The sequence below is a fragment of the Azonexus sp. GW821-FHT04F04 genome, assembly GCF_059420025.1.
Window position 1 is genome coordinate 202,137 of record NZ_JBWKSX010000006.1, and the last position, 16,199, is coordinate 218,335.

Sequence of the window (16,199 nt, forward strand, 5' to 3'; positions counted from 1 at the left end):
TTTGGTCGATTCCAATCAGGAAATTGCATGTCTATTCCATTGTCCCGCCTCCCTTCTCTTGATCTTGTTCGTGGGTTTGTTGCGGTCGGGCGTCGAATGAGCATAACGCTTGCCGCCGAAGACCTCTGCCTTACTCAGTCAGCGGTCAGTAGGCAAATCCATGGGCTAGAGGAAATTCTTGGGGTAAAGCTATTGATTCGAGGGCATCGGTCAATTGCATTCACAGCAGAAGGTGAACGGCTATTTCGTAGCGCGGATGGCGCTGTGCAACAACTACAGGATGTCTTTGCCAGCCTGATCATTCCAAGGGGACGCAGACCTGTCACGGTTACCACAAGCACAGGCGTAGCGAGCTTGTGGCTGCTGCCGCAACTTGGCGTGTTCCAAACGCAATGGCCCAGTATTGATGTACGGCTAGCCGCCTCCAATCGGATACTTGATATCAAAGCAGATGGGGTGGATATCGCCCTTCGATATTGCTCCCCCGCTAACGCTCCAGCTGGTGCTATCCGACTTTTCGGAGAAAAAATTGCCCCCGTAGCTCATCCATCACTTGGGCTGAAAGAGCTCTCAACTGCCGAAACCCTTTCAAAGCTGGTGCTTCTGGAATTCGATGATCCGAAGCGCCCCTGGCTGCAGTGGAGTGAATGGCTTGGGACTGCAGGACTTGAGAAAGCAAAACCCAAGGGAATCCTTCGCTTTAACCAATACGACCTGGTGATCCACGCTGCACTTGCCGGTCAAGGTGTGGCGCTAGGCCGACAAAATCTCATCGAGCCGTTGTTGGCCGAAGGACGACTTATCGCGCTGGCCACGTCGCAGAAGCACTCGGGAGAGGACTATGCTTATTGGCTAGTGCTTGCAGATCAGCAGTCCAGGGAAGAAGTCAGGATCGTCGCTGACTGGATTCAACAAATTGCAAGCGAACTCTCTGATTAGCTTCAGTGGCACCAGATACACATTCCTGTAGCGCATATCTGACCAAATTTAAGTCGTTTGAAGCGATGTAGCCTCGCGGTGCAAACTCCATTCAAGTAGTTATTCACGCTCATCCCAAACAAGGTGTCCTCATGGCTGAGCGCGAAAACTTTCTGACCCTATTGGGGTTACAACTGAATCGGAGAAATTATGTCAGCCGTAGCTTCATCGAGTGCGCCACCTCTCCTCAAGGTACCGTTTGGTATCTCGTCGACGCCTGATTACCCTCCCGTCAGTCAAAGCACTCGGTACTCGCCGTGGACCCGGCAGTTACCATCGGTCGTCGCTGATATGGGATATTTGAAGGAAAGCGACGGTCATCCTTTTACCTATATGTACGATCCGCCAGCGGGTACTGAAAGGCAAAACTGCGAATTTGAGCTGGTTCGGATGCCGATTCGGGATGCCCGTCAAATGGCATACCAGCCGAGCGTCGACGTTGAGGGGTTTGAGCTCTGGGATGCGCCCACTACGGTCTCTGATTTCCGAAGCGAGCAAGAGATCATTGCGAAATACTATGCAGAAACGACCGAGCTCGTCAGGAATGCAACCGGCGCAACATCAGTAATCGTTTTTGATCATCAGATTCGCAAGCGCGAAGCAGGACGCCCGCCGCTCTCATTTGGCAGAGCTGGGGACGGAAGTAATCCTGGGGCAGTCGGCCGAGTGCATGTCGACTATTCAGAAGAGACCGGCCAAAGACGTCTCAACCTGGTCCTGAAGGATGCGGTGCTTTGCAATTCCGTTGAAAGATTCGCAATCGTCAATGTCTGGCGCTCAATCAAAGGACCGGTTCTGGATACACCCTTGGCCGTTTGCGATGCGCGATCGGTAGGCGCTAGCGATCTGGAAGCTTGCGAAATCAGGTATCAAGAACGCAGTGGCAAGATCTATCTGGTGCGCCACTCGAACCGGCATCACTGGTACTACTACTCAGCAATGGATCGCAATGAGGCCCTGATTTTCAAACAGTACGACTCATTGATTAATAGCGTGTCTCGATTTACGCCACACGCGGCATTCGATCATCCTGAGGCAACCGAATCAACACCGCTGCGCGAGAGCATTGAAGTACGTTGCCTCGCAATTTTCAATTGATGGACCCAAGTTGTTGTTAGCCCCCTCAGATACCGGAGAGATGAATGAATCATTCCACCAACAATAATGACCGTAAGACAATCGAGTTTTGGTTCGATTTGGGTAGCAATTACAGCTACCTGACAGCAATGCGCATCGAAGATCTTGCCGGCAGCCTCGGGGTCGATGTCTTATGGAAGCCATTTCTGCTAGGTCCCATTTTTCAGTCTTTTGGCTGGGAGTCTTCGCCGTTCGTCCTGCAAAAGCAAAAAGGTGAATACACATGGAAGGACATGGAACGTCAGGCGCACAAACATGGCATCGCGTGGAAAAAGCCCAGCACTTTCCCTCGCCGAGCCATTCTTCCAACTCGGGTCGCTATTCTCGGTCGGAATGAGAAATGGATTGGAGACTTTGTTCGGGCAACGATGGCGCGCAACTTCGTTGAGGACAAGGATCTCGATACAGAAGACGCAGTGCGGGAAGTGCTTGCCGCTATCAACGTGAACGCTGATCTGGTTATTGCACAAGCACAGTCAGATGAGAACAAGCAGCGACTACGTCATGCAACCGAGACTGCAGCCGACCTTGGAATTTTTGGGGCACCCATGTTCTTCGTCGGAGGCGAGATGTTCTGGGGGAATGATCGCCTCGAGGACGCTTTAGCTTACGCAAACTCCCAATCGCAATGAACGTAATCTCACCCCGAGGTCAGGCCTGGCTGGACTCTGGATATTCGATTTGGCGGATGCCCTGCGCTTTTACCCCTTCGATAGCGCCTTTTTTCTTTCGTGAATCCGAGGATGATTTGGTGTTTCGTGTCGAAATTGATGCACACCATTGCAATGGTGCCGGCACTGCTCACGGGGGCTTTTTGGCAACCATTGCGGATGTGGTCCTCGGCTGCAACATCAACCATCGAATTCCGAAAGAATGGCGAATCGCTACCTCAAACCTCTCTGTTCAATTTCTTGCACCTGCAATTCCAGGGCAATGGGTTGAAGGAAAGATTGATCGGGTAAAAGTCGGGAAACGGCTTTGTCATGCTTCCGGCACCCTTGATATTGAAGGAGTGCCAATTGTTGCGATGCATGCGATCTTTGCGGTTGTAGGCGGTGCAAGATAGAACGAATGTCGTCCCATATTCTCACGCTCAGATTGCAGCAGACTTTAACCGCAGAGCAGATTCGAACTCAGCGCCCAGTTGAGACTAGATTGGCCGATTTGTTGTCTATTGGCAAAGAGTACGCATTAGCCGGTAAAGGAAGCGCCTGCGTAGCGGCCTTTCGCGGCAAATCCTTGCCATCCTTCGGTTGGCCTTGATCATCCGATTTCGGGTTTCTTGATTTACGTTCTCCCCGGGGCTAACATCTTCTCGCGCAGCCAGATTCGGCGCGCGTAACTTATCGAGGTTTGGATGTTGGAGATTGCAGTAATCCGATAACCCGATCCCTGCACCAGCGGGGCATCCAGGTTATCGCGATCACAAACGTTTGGCAGGCCACCAGCAGGTGGTTTGCTGTTTCTGTTCGTTTAGATTACTGCAATGGATTTCCAACATGACCACATCCAAGCCGAAGCAAGCGCTTGTTCACGCGCTTGCCTCTAGTAACCACACTTCCGATGCATGCGATGACTCAGAGCACACTGCCTCTGTCGCGGAAGGCCCCCAGGGGGCTTGCACACCGCCCGATCAGTCTTGTTACCTTGGCGCGCTCATCGCCAGGGTAACTGCGGTTGATCGCGACCAGTACCTCATCAGGCACGCGGAGAGTGAAGTACCCGCGAAGCTGACGGGCCGGGCCATCTACGCCAGCGAATCACCCGCAGATATGCCCTGCGTCGGCGACTGGGTCCACGTGAAATATCACAACTCGGACGCGCACGCACGCATCCTTGATGTGCTGCCGCGGCAGTCGTTTTTGAGACGGAAAAGGCCAGGCGACGATGTCGAATTCCAGATGATCGCCGCCAACATCGATATGGCCTTCATCGTTCAGTCCTGTCACTTTGATTTCAATGTGCGCAGACTCGAGCGCTATCTCGTGATGACCAGCGAAGAGCATATTGAGCCTGTCGTACTACTAACCAAGACCGATCTCGTCAGCCCGGCAGCATTGGAGCAATTGGTTTCGCAGATTCGCCATTCGGGCATCGGCGCCAAAATCATCGCGTTGAGCAATATCAGCGGAAAGGGCATTGAGCAGCTCCGCGAGCTGATCCAGCCCGGCAATACCTACTGTCTGCTTGGATCATCCGGTGTTGGCAAGACGACGCTTGTCAATCGTCTGGTTGGCAACTCCGACCTGGAAACAGGTGCCGTCAGCCTCTCGGGAGAAGGCAGGCATACAACCACACGGCGTCAACTCATTGTACTTGAGCACGGCGGGCTGCTAATCGACATGCCCGGCATGCGCGAATTGGGAATGCTTGGCATCAGTGAAGGAATCGACAACAGTTTTGCCGATATCCAGACACATTCGACGAACTGTCGCTTCGCCGACTGCACGCATACCAGCGAGCCGGGTTGCGCCATTCAGAGCGCCATCACGCAGGGCGAACTGGACCCGGGGCATTTTCAGAGCTACCTGAAGCTCAAGAATGAATCAGCCTTTCACGACATGTCACTTCTTGAAAAGCGCAAGAAAGACCGGGCGTTTGGAAAGCTTGTGCGCTCCGTCACCAAAGCCAAGGGGAAGCGGAAGGACTATTAGGGCACTGGCCTAACCCACAAGTCGACTTGATGTTTCTCGGCAATCCGGAAGCATGAGAACGGTGTATCAACACAAAGTACGGATCGCCCTTAAAACCATGTAGTCAGTGCCAAGAAAAATCACGATGCCAGTGATCATTATGGCCAAGCTCTCAGATCAACGCCTACTGACCTGAACGGCTCTCCCTGGCGGCATAGTCCACCACAAATTCACCACAATCCAAGAGTTACAAGGGATTACGGGGAATGACAGCTACCACATTTTTACCACACCCGTTGCAATGCATGGCAGAATTAAGCCAATACCAAGCCGGATTTACCAGCTTTAGGCCATTGAATTTTAAGAGATAGGTGGTGTGCCCGGAGGGACTCGAACCCCCGACCTGCTGCTTAGAAGGCAGCTGCTCTATCCAGTTGAGCTACGGGCACTTGAGGGTGAATCTAGAAAAATTGGTCGGGGCGGTGGGATTCGAACTCACGACCCTCTGCTCCCAAAGCAGATGCGCTACCAGGCTGCGCTACGCCCCGACACGAGAGACGGCATTCTATCACCAGCCGGAAAACCGCACCAGATCAAGAGCCTATCTTTTCGAAAGAAAGAATCCTTGCCCATAGGCTGTCTTCATGATATTTAATCGCTTTTTTCGTCACTAGGCGCACAAGAACATGGCAGAAGAACTGCTCCACAAACACTTCGCTCCCTACCAGCCAAAAGCTGGCGAGGATTACATGAGCGCGAAACAATTGTCGCATTTCCGCAAGATTCTCGAGACGCTCAAAAAGGAGTTGGGCGAGGATATCGACCGCACGGTTCATACCATGCAGGACGAAGCTACCGTGTTTGCTGACCCGAATGATCGCGCCAGCCAGGAAACCGACATGGCGATCGAATTGCGCAACCGTGACCGCGAGCGCAAGCTGATCAAGAAGATCGACGAGACGCTCGCCAGCATCGAAAGCGGCGATTATGGCTTCTGCAACAAGTGCGGTGTCGAGATCGGCATCAAGCGCCTGGAGGCCCGTCCCACGGCCACGCTGTGCATCGATTGCAAGACCCTGGACGAGCTCAAGGAAAAACAGATGGCGAAGTAATTCGCTTTTTGGCGTTGCTACGGTCAACCGGAAAAAATGCCAAAAAACAAAGGGCGCCGCAAGGCGCCCTTTGTACGTTCAGCCTGGGCTGATGCTTATTGCTGCGGCTCTTGGGCGACGGCTTCGGAGGCAATCGGCTGGGCAGCCGCAGTGCCTTCTTCAGAAGCAGCAGCCTTCATCGACAGCTTGACGCGACCACGGTCGTCGGTCTCGAGAACCTTGACGCGAACGATCTGGCCTTCCTTGACGTAGTCTTCGACCTTGTTGACACGTTCCTGAGCGATCTGGGAGATGTGCAGCAGACCATCCTTGCCCGGCAGCACGGAAACAATTGCACCGAAATCAAGAATCTTGAGCACGGTACCTTCGTAGATCTTGCCGATCTCGACTTCGGCTGTGATCGCATCGATACGGGCACGCGCAGCGGCAGCGGCTTCACCACTGCTCGAAGCGATGGTGATCGTGCCGTCGTCCTGAATGTCGATCGTGGTGCCAGTCTCTTCGGTCAGGGCGCGGATAACAGCACCGCCCTTACCGATGACGTCACGAATCTTTTCCGGATTGATCTTGAACGTATAGAGACGCGGTGCGTAGGCCGACATTTCTTCACGCGGGCCGGCAGCGGCTTCCTGCATCAGGTTCAGGATGTGGATGCGAGCATCCTTGGCCTGAGCCAGTGCAACCTGCATGATTTCCTTGGTGATCCCCTGGATCTTGATATCCATCTGCAGCGCGGTGATACCGGTCGTTGAACCAGCTACCTTGAAGTCCATGTCACCAAGGTGATCCTCGTCACCCAGAATGTCGGTCAGCACAGCGAAACGGTTGCCGTCCTTGATCAGACCCATGGCGATACCGGCAACGTGCGCCTTGAGCGGCACGCCGGCGTCCAGCAGGGCCAGACAGCCACCGCAAACGGAAGCCATCGAGGACGAGCCGTTGGATTCAGTAATTTCCGACACCAGACGCATCGAGTAGGAGAAGTCTTCCGGCTTCGGCAGCACGGCGAGCAACGCACGCTTGGCCAGGCGACCGTGACCGATTTCGCGGCGCTTCGGCGTACCGACGCGACCACATTCGCCGGTGGCGTACGGAGGCATGTTGTAATGCAGCATGAAGCGGTCACGGTACTCACCAGCCAGCGCGTCAATGATCTGCTCGTCGCGGTTGGTACCCAGCGTGGCCACAGCCAGCGCTTGGGTTTCGCCACGGGTAAACAGGGCCGAGCCATGGGTGCGCGGCAGCACGCCGGAACGCATGGTGATCGGACGCACGGTGCGCGTGTCGCGACCGTCGATACGCGGCGCACCGCTCAGGATGCGACCGCGAACGATGGAGGCTTCGATTTCGTGGAACAGGTTGCCGACGGTGTTTTCGTCCGGAGCACCTTCGCCCTGGCACAGGGCGGCAATGGCTTCAGCACGAATGACCTTGACGGCCTGGCTACGGGTTTGCTTGACGGTGATGTTGTAGGCTTCTTCGAGCTTGGCAGCAACCAGAGCGGACAGGCTGGCAACCAGCGCTTCGTCCTTCGGTGCAGCCTCCCATTCCCATTCCGGCTTGCCGGCTTCTTCGACCAGTTCGTTGATGGCGTTGATCGCCTTCTGCATTTCGGTGTGACCAAAAACGACAGCGCCGAGCATGACTTCTTCGGACAGTTGGTCGGCTTCGGACTCAACCATTAGCACGGCAGCTTCGGTACCGGCGACGACGAGGTCGAGCTGGCTACCCTTGAGCTGGCTGAGGGTCGGGCAGAGGACGTACTGGCCGTCGATGTAACCCACGCGGGCGGCACCGATCGGACCGTTGAACGGCACGCCGGAGATGGCCAGAGCGGCAGAAGCGCCGATCAGGGCCGGGATATCGGAATCAATTTCCGGGTTCAGCGACATCACGGTGGCGATGACCTGGACTTCGTTGTAGAAGCCATCCGGGAACAGCGGGCGGATCGGGCGATCGATCAGGCGGCAGGTCAGCGTTTCCTTTTCGGAAGGACGGCCTTCGCGCTTGAAGAAACCACCGGGGATACGGCCGGCAGCGTAGGTCTTTTCCTGGTAATCGACGGTCAGCGGAAAGAAATCCTGGCCCGGCTTGGCATTCTTGGCAGCCACAACGGTAACCAGAACCACGGTTTCTTCCATGGAAACGAGGACGGCACCGCCAGCCTGGCGGGCAACTTCACCGGTTTCGATGGTGACTTGATGGGCACCATAGGCGAATGTTTTTTTCACGATGTTAAACATATTTTCCTTTCACTCTCAACACAATAAACAACGATTTATCAACAACTTACAATAGACAACAACAAACAGTACTGCAAAAAACAAAAAAAGCGGCCGGGATAAACCGGGCCGCTCTTTCGTAGCGTCGATCTGACTTACTTGCGCAGACCGAGCTTGGTAATCAGGGTGCGGTAAGAATCGATGTTCTTGCCCTTGAGGTAGTCCAGCAGCTTGCGACGCTGATTGACCATGCGCAGCAGCCCACGACGGGAGTGGTGATCCTTCTTGTGCTCTTTGAAGTGCGGGGTCAGATCGTTGATGCGGGCGGTCAGCAAGGCGACCTGGACTTCCGGAGAACCGGTATCGCCCTTGGCGCGCTGGAATTCGGCGACGACGCCGGCTTTGACTTCAGTAGTGAATGCCATTTCAAACTCTCTTTCATGAAAACGACGCCGCCCCGGTTTGATAGAGCCAGCGCCAGTGGATAAAATTTTCCGTTGGCGACGGAAAGCGTTGGATTATATCAGTTAATCAGCGAGTTGAACCAGCCGTTTTGGCCACAAACGATCCCCCGAGCCAGGTTCGCCGATACCGATCAGCTTGCCGTTCTCATAGACGCGAATCTTGCCGCTCAGGCCGGCCGGCAAGTCAACGGGATTGCCGTGACTGAAACGCTGGGCAGCTTCGCCTTCGACAGTCAGGATGGGCAAGGTGTGCAACAGTGCATCGACCGGTTTAAGGTGCTCTATGCGCCCTGCTTCATCGAGCCCCTCAAGCTCAACCAGGGTTACGGCTCCCTCCAGATCGAGATCACCAACCCGGGTTCGCCGCAACGCTGTCAGATGGGCGCCACAACCGAGCGCAGCCCCGATGTCAGCCGCCAGCACGCGGATGTAGGTGCCCTTGCTGCACGCCACGCGTAGCGTCAGCGCGTCGCCAGCAAAGTCGAGCAGATCAATGGCGTAAATCGTCACCGCCCTCGCCTCGCGCTCGACCTCGATACCCTGGCGAGCCAGCTCATAGAGCGGGCGACCATCACGCTTTAGCGCCGAATGCATCGGTGGAATCTGCTGAATATCGCCGGTGAATTGCGGCAACAATTTCAAAATTGCCGCTTTTTCCGTGTTGACCGTGGAAGTCCCCGTCACCTTGCCTTCAGCATCCCCGGAATCGGTAGTGACGCCCAGCTTGAGAACGGCTTCATAGGTTTTATCGGCATCGAGCAAGTCGGCCGAAAATTTGGTCGCCTCGCCAAAACACAGCGGCAACAAACCAGTAGCCAAAGGATCAAGCGTGCCCGTATGGCCGCCCTTGGCCGCCGAGAACAACCGACGCGCCTTTTGCAGCGCGTCGTTCGAGGTGAATCCGATGGGTTTGTCGAGCAACAGCACACCATCGACCTGTTTCCAGGTCTTCTTCACTTGCATGGTGTGCTTAGTCTTCCGGCGTCTGATCGCTCAGCGCGTTGGCCTGATTGATCAGCAAGGTCATACTGGCGCCGTGCTCAATGGAGTTGTCGTAAACGAAATGCAACTCCGGCAGGGTATGAATATGAATGCGACGACCAAGTTCGCGCCGGAGGAAACCGGACGCCCGCTTCAAGCCACGCTCAATCTCTTCCAGATGCTCGGAATTGAGTGTCGCGTAAAACACCTTGGCATGGGCGTAATCCGGCGTCAGTTCGACAGCCGTCAGGCTGATCATGCCGACGCGCGGATCCTTCAATTCAGTCCGAATCAGATCGGCAAGGTCGCGGCGCACTTGCTCCGCGACCCGGTCACTACGCTGAAATCCTTTTTTCTTCATTACAGCGAGCGTGCCACTTCCTGAATTTCGTAAGCTTCCAGCTGGTCGCCAACCTGGATGTCGTTATTGCCGCGCAGCGACAGACCGCATTCGAAGTTGGAGCGAACTTCCTTGACGTCGTCCTTGAAACGCTTGAGCGAGTCGAGTTCGCCATCCCACTGAACAACGTTGTTGCGCAGCAGACGGACGCGTGAATTGCGCTTGACGAAGCCCTCCAGCACATAACAGCCGGCAATGGCACCGACCTTGGAAACATTGAAGACCTGACGAATTTCGACCATACCAGTAACCTGTTCGCGTTTCTCCGGCGACAACATGCCGGAAAGAGCCGCCTTGACCTCATCAACCGCGTCGTAAATCACGTTGTAGTAACGGATATCGACACCGAAGGTTTCGGCCAGCTTGCGCGAACCGGCATCGGCCCGGATGTTGAAGCCGATGATGACTGCACCGGAAGCCTGGGCCAGATTGACGTCGGATTCGCTGATCGCGCCAACGGCACCGTGAATGATCTGAACGCGGACCTCCTCGTTCGACAGCTTGGCCAGTGTCTGCACCAGCGCTTCCTGCGATCCTTGTACGTCGGCCTTGACGATCAGCGGCAGGGTCTTGATCTCGCCCTCTTCCATCTGCTGGAACATGTTCTCGAGCTTGGCGGCCTGTTGCTTGGCCAGCTTGACGTCGCGGAACTTGCCCTGACGGAACAAGGCGATTTCACGTGCCTTCTTTTCGTCGGTGAGCACGATGGCTTCTTCGCCAGCAGCCGGCACATCGGACAGGCCGAGGATTTCGACCGGGATGGACGGGCCAGCTTCGTTGATCGGCTTACCGTTCTCGTCGAGCATGGCACGAACGCGACCGAAGACCTGACCGGCCAGCACGACATCGCCGCGCTTCAAGGTACCGGACTGAACCAGCATAGTCGCGACTGCACCACGGCCCTTGTCGAGACGCGCTTCAATGATCAACCCCTTGGCCGGCGCATCTTTCTGCGCAGTCAGTTCAAGGACTTCAGCCTGCAACAGGACCTGCTCGAGCAACTCGTCGATACCAGTACCCTTTTTGGCCGAAACCGGGCAGAACGGTGAATCGCCACCGTACTCCTCAGGAATGACACCTTCGGCAACCAGCTCCTGCTTGACGCGGTCCGGATTGGAATCGGGCTTGTCGATCTTGTTGACTGCAACCACCAACGGCACACCAGCTGCCTTGGCATGGTGGATCGCTTCCTTGGTCTGCGGCATCACGCCGTCGTCGGCCGCCACAACCAGAATAACAATATCGGTCGCCTTGGCACCACGAGCGCGCATCGCCGTAAAGGCTTCGTGGCCCGGAGTATCGAGGAAGGTGATCATGCCACGGTCGGTTTCGACGTGGTAGGCACCAATGTGCTGGGTAATACCGCCGGCTTCGCCAGCAGCAACCTTGGCACGACGAATATAGTCGAGCAACGAGGTCTTGCCGTGGTCTACGTGACCCATTACGGTGACCACCGGAGCACGCGGCTCAAGCGGCACATCCTTGTGAGCGGCAGACTCTTCAAGGAAAGCATCCGGATCGTCCAGCTTGGCGGCGAACGCCTTGTGGCCCATTTCCTCGACGACAATCATCGCCGTTTCCTGGTCCAGCACCTGGTTGATGGTAACCATCGAACCCATCTTCATCATGACCTTGATGATCTCGATGGCCTTGATGGCCATCTTGTGCGCCAGGTCGGTGACAGAAATGGTTTCGGGAATATGCACTTCACGAATGACCTGCTCGGTCGGCGCCTGGAAGCTGCCCTGACCATCATCACCCTTGTGCGACTTCTTGTGGCCGTGACGGTTGTCCTTCCAGCCGGTACCGCCATCGGAGCCACGCGTCTTCAGGCCGCCCTTTTTCTTGCCATCATCGGCCACGCGACCCTTGTCGCCTTTCTTGCCCGCCGCATCCGGCTTCTTGTGCAAAGTGCCCTTGTCGGCAGCCGGAGCGGCGCCTTCGCCCGCCTTGGCTGCAGCAGCTGATTGCTGCTTGGCTTGCTCGGCAACCTTGGCAGCCGCAGCCGCAATTTCCGCCTGCTGACGCATACGAACCAATTCGGCTTCACGCGCCTGCTTCTCACGCAGCTCACGTTCCTGAATTTCGCGCAACGTCGTATAACGACGGTTTTCCTGCTCCCGAGCTTTGAGTTCCTTCTCGCCGATAATCGCCGCACGATCCAGAATAACCGGAGCCGGCTTCTCGACAACGGGCTCGGCAACGGGCTCGACCACCGGCTCGACCGGCGCTTCAACTTTCACCTCAACCGGTGCTTCGACAAACGGCTCAGGGATGACCTCAACCACCGGCTCAGGAATAACTTCCGGTTCCGGAGCAAGCTCGACCACAGGTGCCTCGGGCTCCAGCTCAAGCGCTTCGAGTTCAGCCTCCGGCACATGCTCGCCGACTTCGCGTTTCATCAGCACACGCTTCTTGCGCACCTCGACCTGAACGGTACGGGCGCGACCATGTGAGTCTGTCGCCTTGATTTCGGAAGTCTGCTTGCGCGTCAGCGTGATTTTGGTCTTCGACTCGTCACCGTGCGCACGGCGCAGGTAATCGAGGAGCTTGGCCTTGTCTTGATCGTTCAGCGCATCGTTGGCACCCTGCTTGCCCACCCCTGCCTTGCTCAATTGTTCGAGCAGGGCCGTGACTGGCATTTTGAGTTCAACGGCGAATTGTGAAACTGTTGTTGCGGACATACTTTGCTACCTCCCGCTCACTCGAACCAGTGAGCCCGTGCCTTCAGAATGAGTTCCTTGGCACGCTCGTCATCAATGCCGGTCATCTCTGTCAATTCATCCACCGCCAGTTCCGCGAGATCATCGCGAGTCTTGACGTCGTGACCTGCCAGTTTCGCGGCCAATTCCTTGCTCATTCCCTCGAGACCCATCAGGTCCTCGGAAACATTTTCCAACTTTTCTTCGGTCGCGATCGCTTCCGTCAGCAAAACATTGCGGGCACGGTTGCGGAGTTCATTGACGATCCCCTCATCCAGCCCTTCAATTTCCAGCATTTCGGCCAGCGGAACGTAAGCCACTTCTTCCAGCGAAGAAAAACCTTCTTCGATCAGCAGATCGGCCAGCTCTTCGTCGATGTCCAGCTTTTCCATGAACGTGACGCGGGTCACGGCATATTCAGCCTCGGACTTCTTGGCTGACTCGTCCTGGGTCATCAGATTGATGGTCCAGCCGGTCAATTCGGACGCCAAGCGAACATTCTGACCATTGCGACCGATGGCGATAGCCAGGTTGTCTTCATCGACCACCACGTCCATGGCGTGCTTTTCTTCATCGACAACGATGGACGAAACTTCAGCCGGCGACAAGGCGCCGATCACGAACTGGGCCGGATCAGCCGACCACAGCACGATGTCGATATTCTCGCCACCGATTTCATTACGCACAGCGGTAACGCGGGAACCACGCAGGCCGACGCAAGTACCGATCGGATCGACACGCGGATCATTCGACTTGACGGCGATCTTGGCGCGCAGACCGGGGTCACGGGCACAGGCCTTCAGTTCCATGAGGCCATCAGCAATCTCCGGCACTTCCATGTCGAACAGCTTGATGATGAATTCAGGCGCAGTGCGCGACAGAATGATCTGCGGGCCGCGAGCATTGCGGTCGATGCGCAGCAAATAGGCACGAATGCGGTCGCCGATGCGCAGATTTTCCTTGGGGATCATCTGGTCGCGCGGCAGCAAGGCTTCGATCTTGCCGGCTTCGACAATGGCATTGCCACGTTCCATGCGCTTGATGGTGCCGGAAACGACGTGCTCCTTGCGATCAAGGAAGTCAGACAGGATCTGCTCACGCTCGGCATCGCGAATCTTTTGCAGGATGACCTGCTTGGCCGCCTGGGCGCCGATGCGGCCAAAATCGATCGGCTCAAGGCTTTCTTCCAGCGTATCGCCGGCTTCGATATCCGAGTCGTCCTTCTGGGCTTCCGACAGCGGAATCTGCAGGTACTCGTTGACGTATTCGTTGTCCGGCACAACCTGCCAGCGACGGAAGGACTCGTAGCTACCCGTATTACGGTCGATCGAGACGCGAACATCGGCCTCGTCATGGATACGCTTCTTGGTGGCCGAAGCAAGGGCCAGCTCAAGGGCGCCAAAAACGATTTCCTTGGCGACATTCTTTTCGCGGGCGAGTGCGTCAACCAGCAGCAATATTTCACGGCTCATGGGCTAAAACCTCCTAGTCCTTCAGTCGAAACGAGGCACCAGACGTGCCTTCTCGATATTATTGAATTCCAGTTCCACATCATCTTTTGCAAGACGCAGACCAACCTTGCCATCTTTGCAGCCCAGCAGTTCGCCCTGGAAATTCCGGCGGCCACCGTGTGGTATACGTAGTTTGATCTGGATTTCCTGACCAGCGAAACGTTCGAAGTCTTCGGCTTTCTTGACAACGCGATCGAGGCCCGGCGAAGAAATCTCAAGACGGTCGAAATCGAAGTTTTCCACCTCGAAAATGCGCGTCAATTGATTGGAGACCTTGGCGCAATCTTCGACATCAATCCCCGTAGCACGACCCGGCGCATCGATGAAGACACGAATCGTCCGCCCACGCGGCGACATCTCGACATCAACGAGTTCATAACCGAGACCGACAACAGTCGTTTCCAACAGCGTGTTTAAATCCATAGCCACAAATAAAAAATGGGCGAAACGCCCACCTCATGAAAAAAAGATGCCCCGCCAAAAACGACGGGAGGAACAAACCCGTGAATTATAACGGATTTATTCCCCATCGACAATCGATTTAGGTGCTCTCAGGGCCCTTTCGGGGGGCTGGCGCGTTGTTTTCAAGGTCGCGCAGCAGCATTTTGATTTCAACCTCTTTGAGCTCTCGCGCCATGCCGCGTTTCAATTGTGGAGGCAGCACGAACGGGCCGTAGCGGACGCGGATCAATCGGCTGACCGTAACCCCGACCGCCTCGAACATTCGACGCACTTCGCGGTTGCGGCCCTCAAAAATCGTCACGCGATACCAATGGTTGGCACCTTCACCACCACCGTCGTGCAATGTCCCGAAATTGGCCCGGCCATCTTCGAGTTCGACACCATGCAGCAATTGCTGTTGCGCTTCGAGGGTCAGCTCGCCAAGGACACGCACCGCGTATTCACGAACCAGTTGTGAACTCGGGTGCATCAGCTTGTTGGCCAGGTCGCCGGAAGTCGTGAAAATCAGCAGGCCGGAGGTATTGAAGTCGAGACGGCCAACGTTGATCCAGCGGCCGCCGCGCATGCGCGGCAGCGCAGCGAAGACAGACGGACGGCCATCCGGGTCGTCGCGCGAGACGATTTCGCCTTCCGGCTTGTGATACATCAGGACACGCGGCGGACGAGTGCTGCCGGTAAAGCGGATATTGATCAGACGGCCGCCGATCTTGACCTTGTCGGTCGGCACGACGGACTGGCCGATGGTTGCAACAACACCATTGACTGTGACCTTGCCAGCCGAAATCCACTCTTCCATTTCGCGACGCGAGCCGACACCGGCCTGGGCCAGAATTTTCTGCAAGCGCTCCGGCTTGGCTTCGACGACCGCCTTGCCATTCCGCGCGATATTGCCGCGACTGGCCCGGCCGGTTGCCGGCAGCGCGGCACGGCGACGCGGCTTGGGCGCCTCGACCACTTCTTCGGCCTCGGGCGCCTCTTCGCGGGCATTGCCGGTGGTACGACCACGCGGGGCGGGATTGCCACGGTCAACCGGAATTTCCGGCCGTTTTTGAAATCCGCCCGGCTTGCTGGCGGAACGGAGAGGTGTGCGTTTATTGGTTTTCATAATTCAGCTCCAGCGTCTGGGCGATTTGTTCAAGCGGCGGCAGTTCACTGACGCTTCTCAGTCCCAGATCATCGAGAAATTGCTTGGTGGTGGCAAACAGGGCCGGCCGACCTGGTGTTTCGCGATGGCCGACAACATCGATCCAGCCGCGCTCTTCGAGTGTTTTGACAACGTTGGTATTGACCGCGACGCCGCGGATTTCCTCGATATCACCGCGCGTCACCGGTTGACGATAGGCGATGATGGCCAGGGTTTCGAGGACGGCCCGCGAGTATTTCGGCGGCCGCTCAGGGTTCAGGCGCTCAAGATAAGGCAAGTATTCGGGCCGCGTCCGGAAGCGCCAGCCAGAGGCGAGCTGAATCAGTTCGACCGGACGTTCGGCCCATTCCTCGCGCAACTCGTCGAGCAACTTGCGCAGGGTATCGGTCGACAAATCCTCGTCGAACATCTTTTTCATATCGCTTGGCGACATCGGCTCGCGCGCGGCGAGCA

The 16,199-nt window shown here is 56.2% G+C and carries 15 protein-coding genes and 2 tRNA genes; 6 read left to right on the plus strand and 11 right to left on the minus strand.

Going from position 1 to position 16,199, the window contains the following annotated elements; translation table 11 throughout:
- The first annotated feature begins 27 nt into the window (after positions 1–27).
- From AC07TV_RS13680 to rsgA, 5 genes are all read left to right on the plus strand, one after another.
- Positions 28–939, plus strand: a complete 912-nt coding sequence (locus tag AC07TV_RS13680; RefSeq protein ID WP_494648919.1) for a LysR substrate-binding domain-containing protein — start codon at positions 28–30, stop codon at positions 937–939.
- A gap of 189 nt (positions 940–1,128) precedes the next feature.
- Complete coding sequence (locus AC07TV_RS13685) at positions 1,129–2,076, plus strand: CmcJ/NvfI family oxidoreductase (RefSeq protein WP_494648920.1); 948 nt, start codon at positions 1,129–1,131, stop codon at positions 2,074–2,076.
- A 44-nt stretch (positions 2,077–2,120) separates the two neighbouring features.
- Complete coding sequence (locus tag AC07TV_RS13690) at positions 2,121–2,747, plus strand: 2-hydroxychromene-2-carboxylate isomerase (protein WP_494648921.1); 627 nt, start codon at positions 2,121–2,123, stop codon at positions 2,745–2,747.
- Positions 2,744–3,181 carry a PaaI family thioesterase gene (locus AC07TV_RS13695; protein WP_494648922.1) on the plus strand — a complete coding sequence of 146 codons (438 nt, stop codon included), beginning with the start codon at positions 2,744–2,746 and terminating at the stop codon, positions 3,179–3,181. Before AC07TV_RS13690 ends, AC07TV_RS13695 begins: the two co-directional genes overlap by 4 nt.
- A gap of 433 nt (positions 3,182–3,614) precedes the next feature.
- Positions 3,615–4,769: a ribosome small subunit-dependent GTPase A gene (gene rsgA, locus AC07TV_RS13700; protein ID WP_494648923.1), complete on the plus strand. Its 1,155-nt coding sequence runs from the start codon at positions 3,615–3,617 to the stop codon at positions 4,767–4,769.
- A 351-nt stretch (positions 4,770–5,120) separates the two neighbouring features.
- Here rsgA and AC07TV_RS13705 read toward each other — a convergent pair.
- Both AC07TV_RS13705 and AC07TV_RS13710 read right to left on the minus strand, forming a co-directional pair.
- Positions 5,121–5,197 (minus strand) — tRNA-Arg (locus tag AC07TV_RS13705).
- Positions 5,198–5,219: 22 nt separating this feature from the next.
- Positions 5,220–5,296: transfer RNA gene (locus tag AC07TV_RS13710), tRNA-Pro, on the minus strand.
- A gap of 138 nt (positions 5,297–5,434) precedes the next feature.
- Here AC07TV_RS13710 and dksA point away from each other — a divergent pair.
- On the plus strand, positions 5,435–5,860 hold the full coding sequence (gene dksA, locus AC07TV_RS13715; protein WP_494648925.1) for an RNA polymerase-binding protein DksA: 426 nt from the start codon (positions 5,435–5,437) through the stop codon (positions 5,858–5,860).
- 95 nt (positions 5,861–5,955) lie between these two features.
- Here the strand turns inward: dksA and pnp are convergent, their stop codons facing one another.
- The 9 genes from pnp to scpB all read right to left on the minus strand — a co-directional run bounded on the left by pnp (position 5,956) and on the right by scpB (position 16,179).
- The gene (gene pnp, locus AC07TV_RS13720) at positions 5,956–8,103 is read right to left on the minus strand and encodes a polyribonucleotide nucleotidyltransferase (RefSeq protein WP_494648927.1); all 2,148 of its coding nucleotides are present in this window, start codon (positions 8,101–8,103) and stop codon (positions 5,956–5,958) included.
- Positions 8,104–8,237: 134 nt separating this feature from the next.
- Positions 8,238–8,507 carry a 30S ribosomal protein S15 gene (rpsO, locus tag AC07TV_RS13725; protein ID WP_226494947.1) on the minus strand — a complete coding sequence of 90 codons (270 nt, stop codon included), beginning with the start codon at positions 8,505–8,507 and terminating at the stop codon, positions 8,238–8,240.
- A 102-nt stretch (positions 8,508–8,609) separates the two neighbouring features.
- The gene (gene truB, locus AC07TV_RS13730) at positions 8,610–9,509 is read right to left on the minus strand and encodes a tRNA pseudouridine(55) synthase TruB (RefSeq protein WP_494648928.1); all 900 of its coding nucleotides are present in this window, start codon (positions 9,507–9,509) and stop codon (positions 8,610–8,612) included.
- Positions 9,510–9,516: 7 nt separating this feature from the next.
- A complete protein-coding gene (gene rbfA, locus AC07TV_RS13735; protein ID WP_494648929.1) occupies positions 9,517–9,888 on the minus strand; it encodes a 30S ribosome-binding factor RbfA in 372 nt (123 codons plus the stop codon).
- On the minus strand, positions 9,888–12,611 hold the full coding sequence (infB, locus tag AC07TV_RS13740; RefSeq protein ID WP_494648931.1) for a translation initiation factor IF-2: 2,724 nt from the start codon (positions 12,609–12,611) through the stop codon (positions 9,888–9,890). Before infB ends, rbfA begins: the two co-directional genes overlap by 1 nt.
- 17 nt (positions 12,612–12,628) lie before the next feature.
- Positions 12,629–14,101, minus strand: a complete 1,473-nt coding sequence (nusA, locus tag AC07TV_RS13745; protein ID WP_494648932.1) for a transcription termination factor NusA — start codon at positions 14,099–14,101, stop codon at positions 12,629–12,631.
- Positions 14,102–14,122: 21 nt separating this feature from the next.
- Positions 14,123–14,563 (minus strand): ribosome maturation factor RimP, encoded by a 441-nt coding sequence (rimP, locus tag AC07TV_RS13750; protein WP_494648933.1) that lies wholly within the window; start codon positions 14,561–14,563, stop codon positions 14,123–14,125.
- 118 nt (positions 14,564–14,681) lie between these two features.
- Positions 14,682–15,707: a 23S rRNA pseudouridine(2605) synthase RluB gene (rluB, locus tag AC07TV_RS13755; protein ID WP_494648934.1), complete on the minus strand. Its 1,026-nt coding sequence runs from the start codon at positions 15,705–15,707 to the stop codon at positions 14,682–14,684.
- Positions 15,694–16,179, minus strand: coding sequence for an SMC-Scp complex subunit ScpB (scpB, locus tag AC07TV_RS13760; RefSeq protein WP_494648981.1), 486 nt, complete (start codon positions 16,177–16,179; stop codon positions 15,694–15,696). The genes rluB and scpB overlap by 14 nt, the downstream gene beginning before the upstream one ends.
- Positions 16,180–16,199 lie beyond the last annotated feature (20 nt).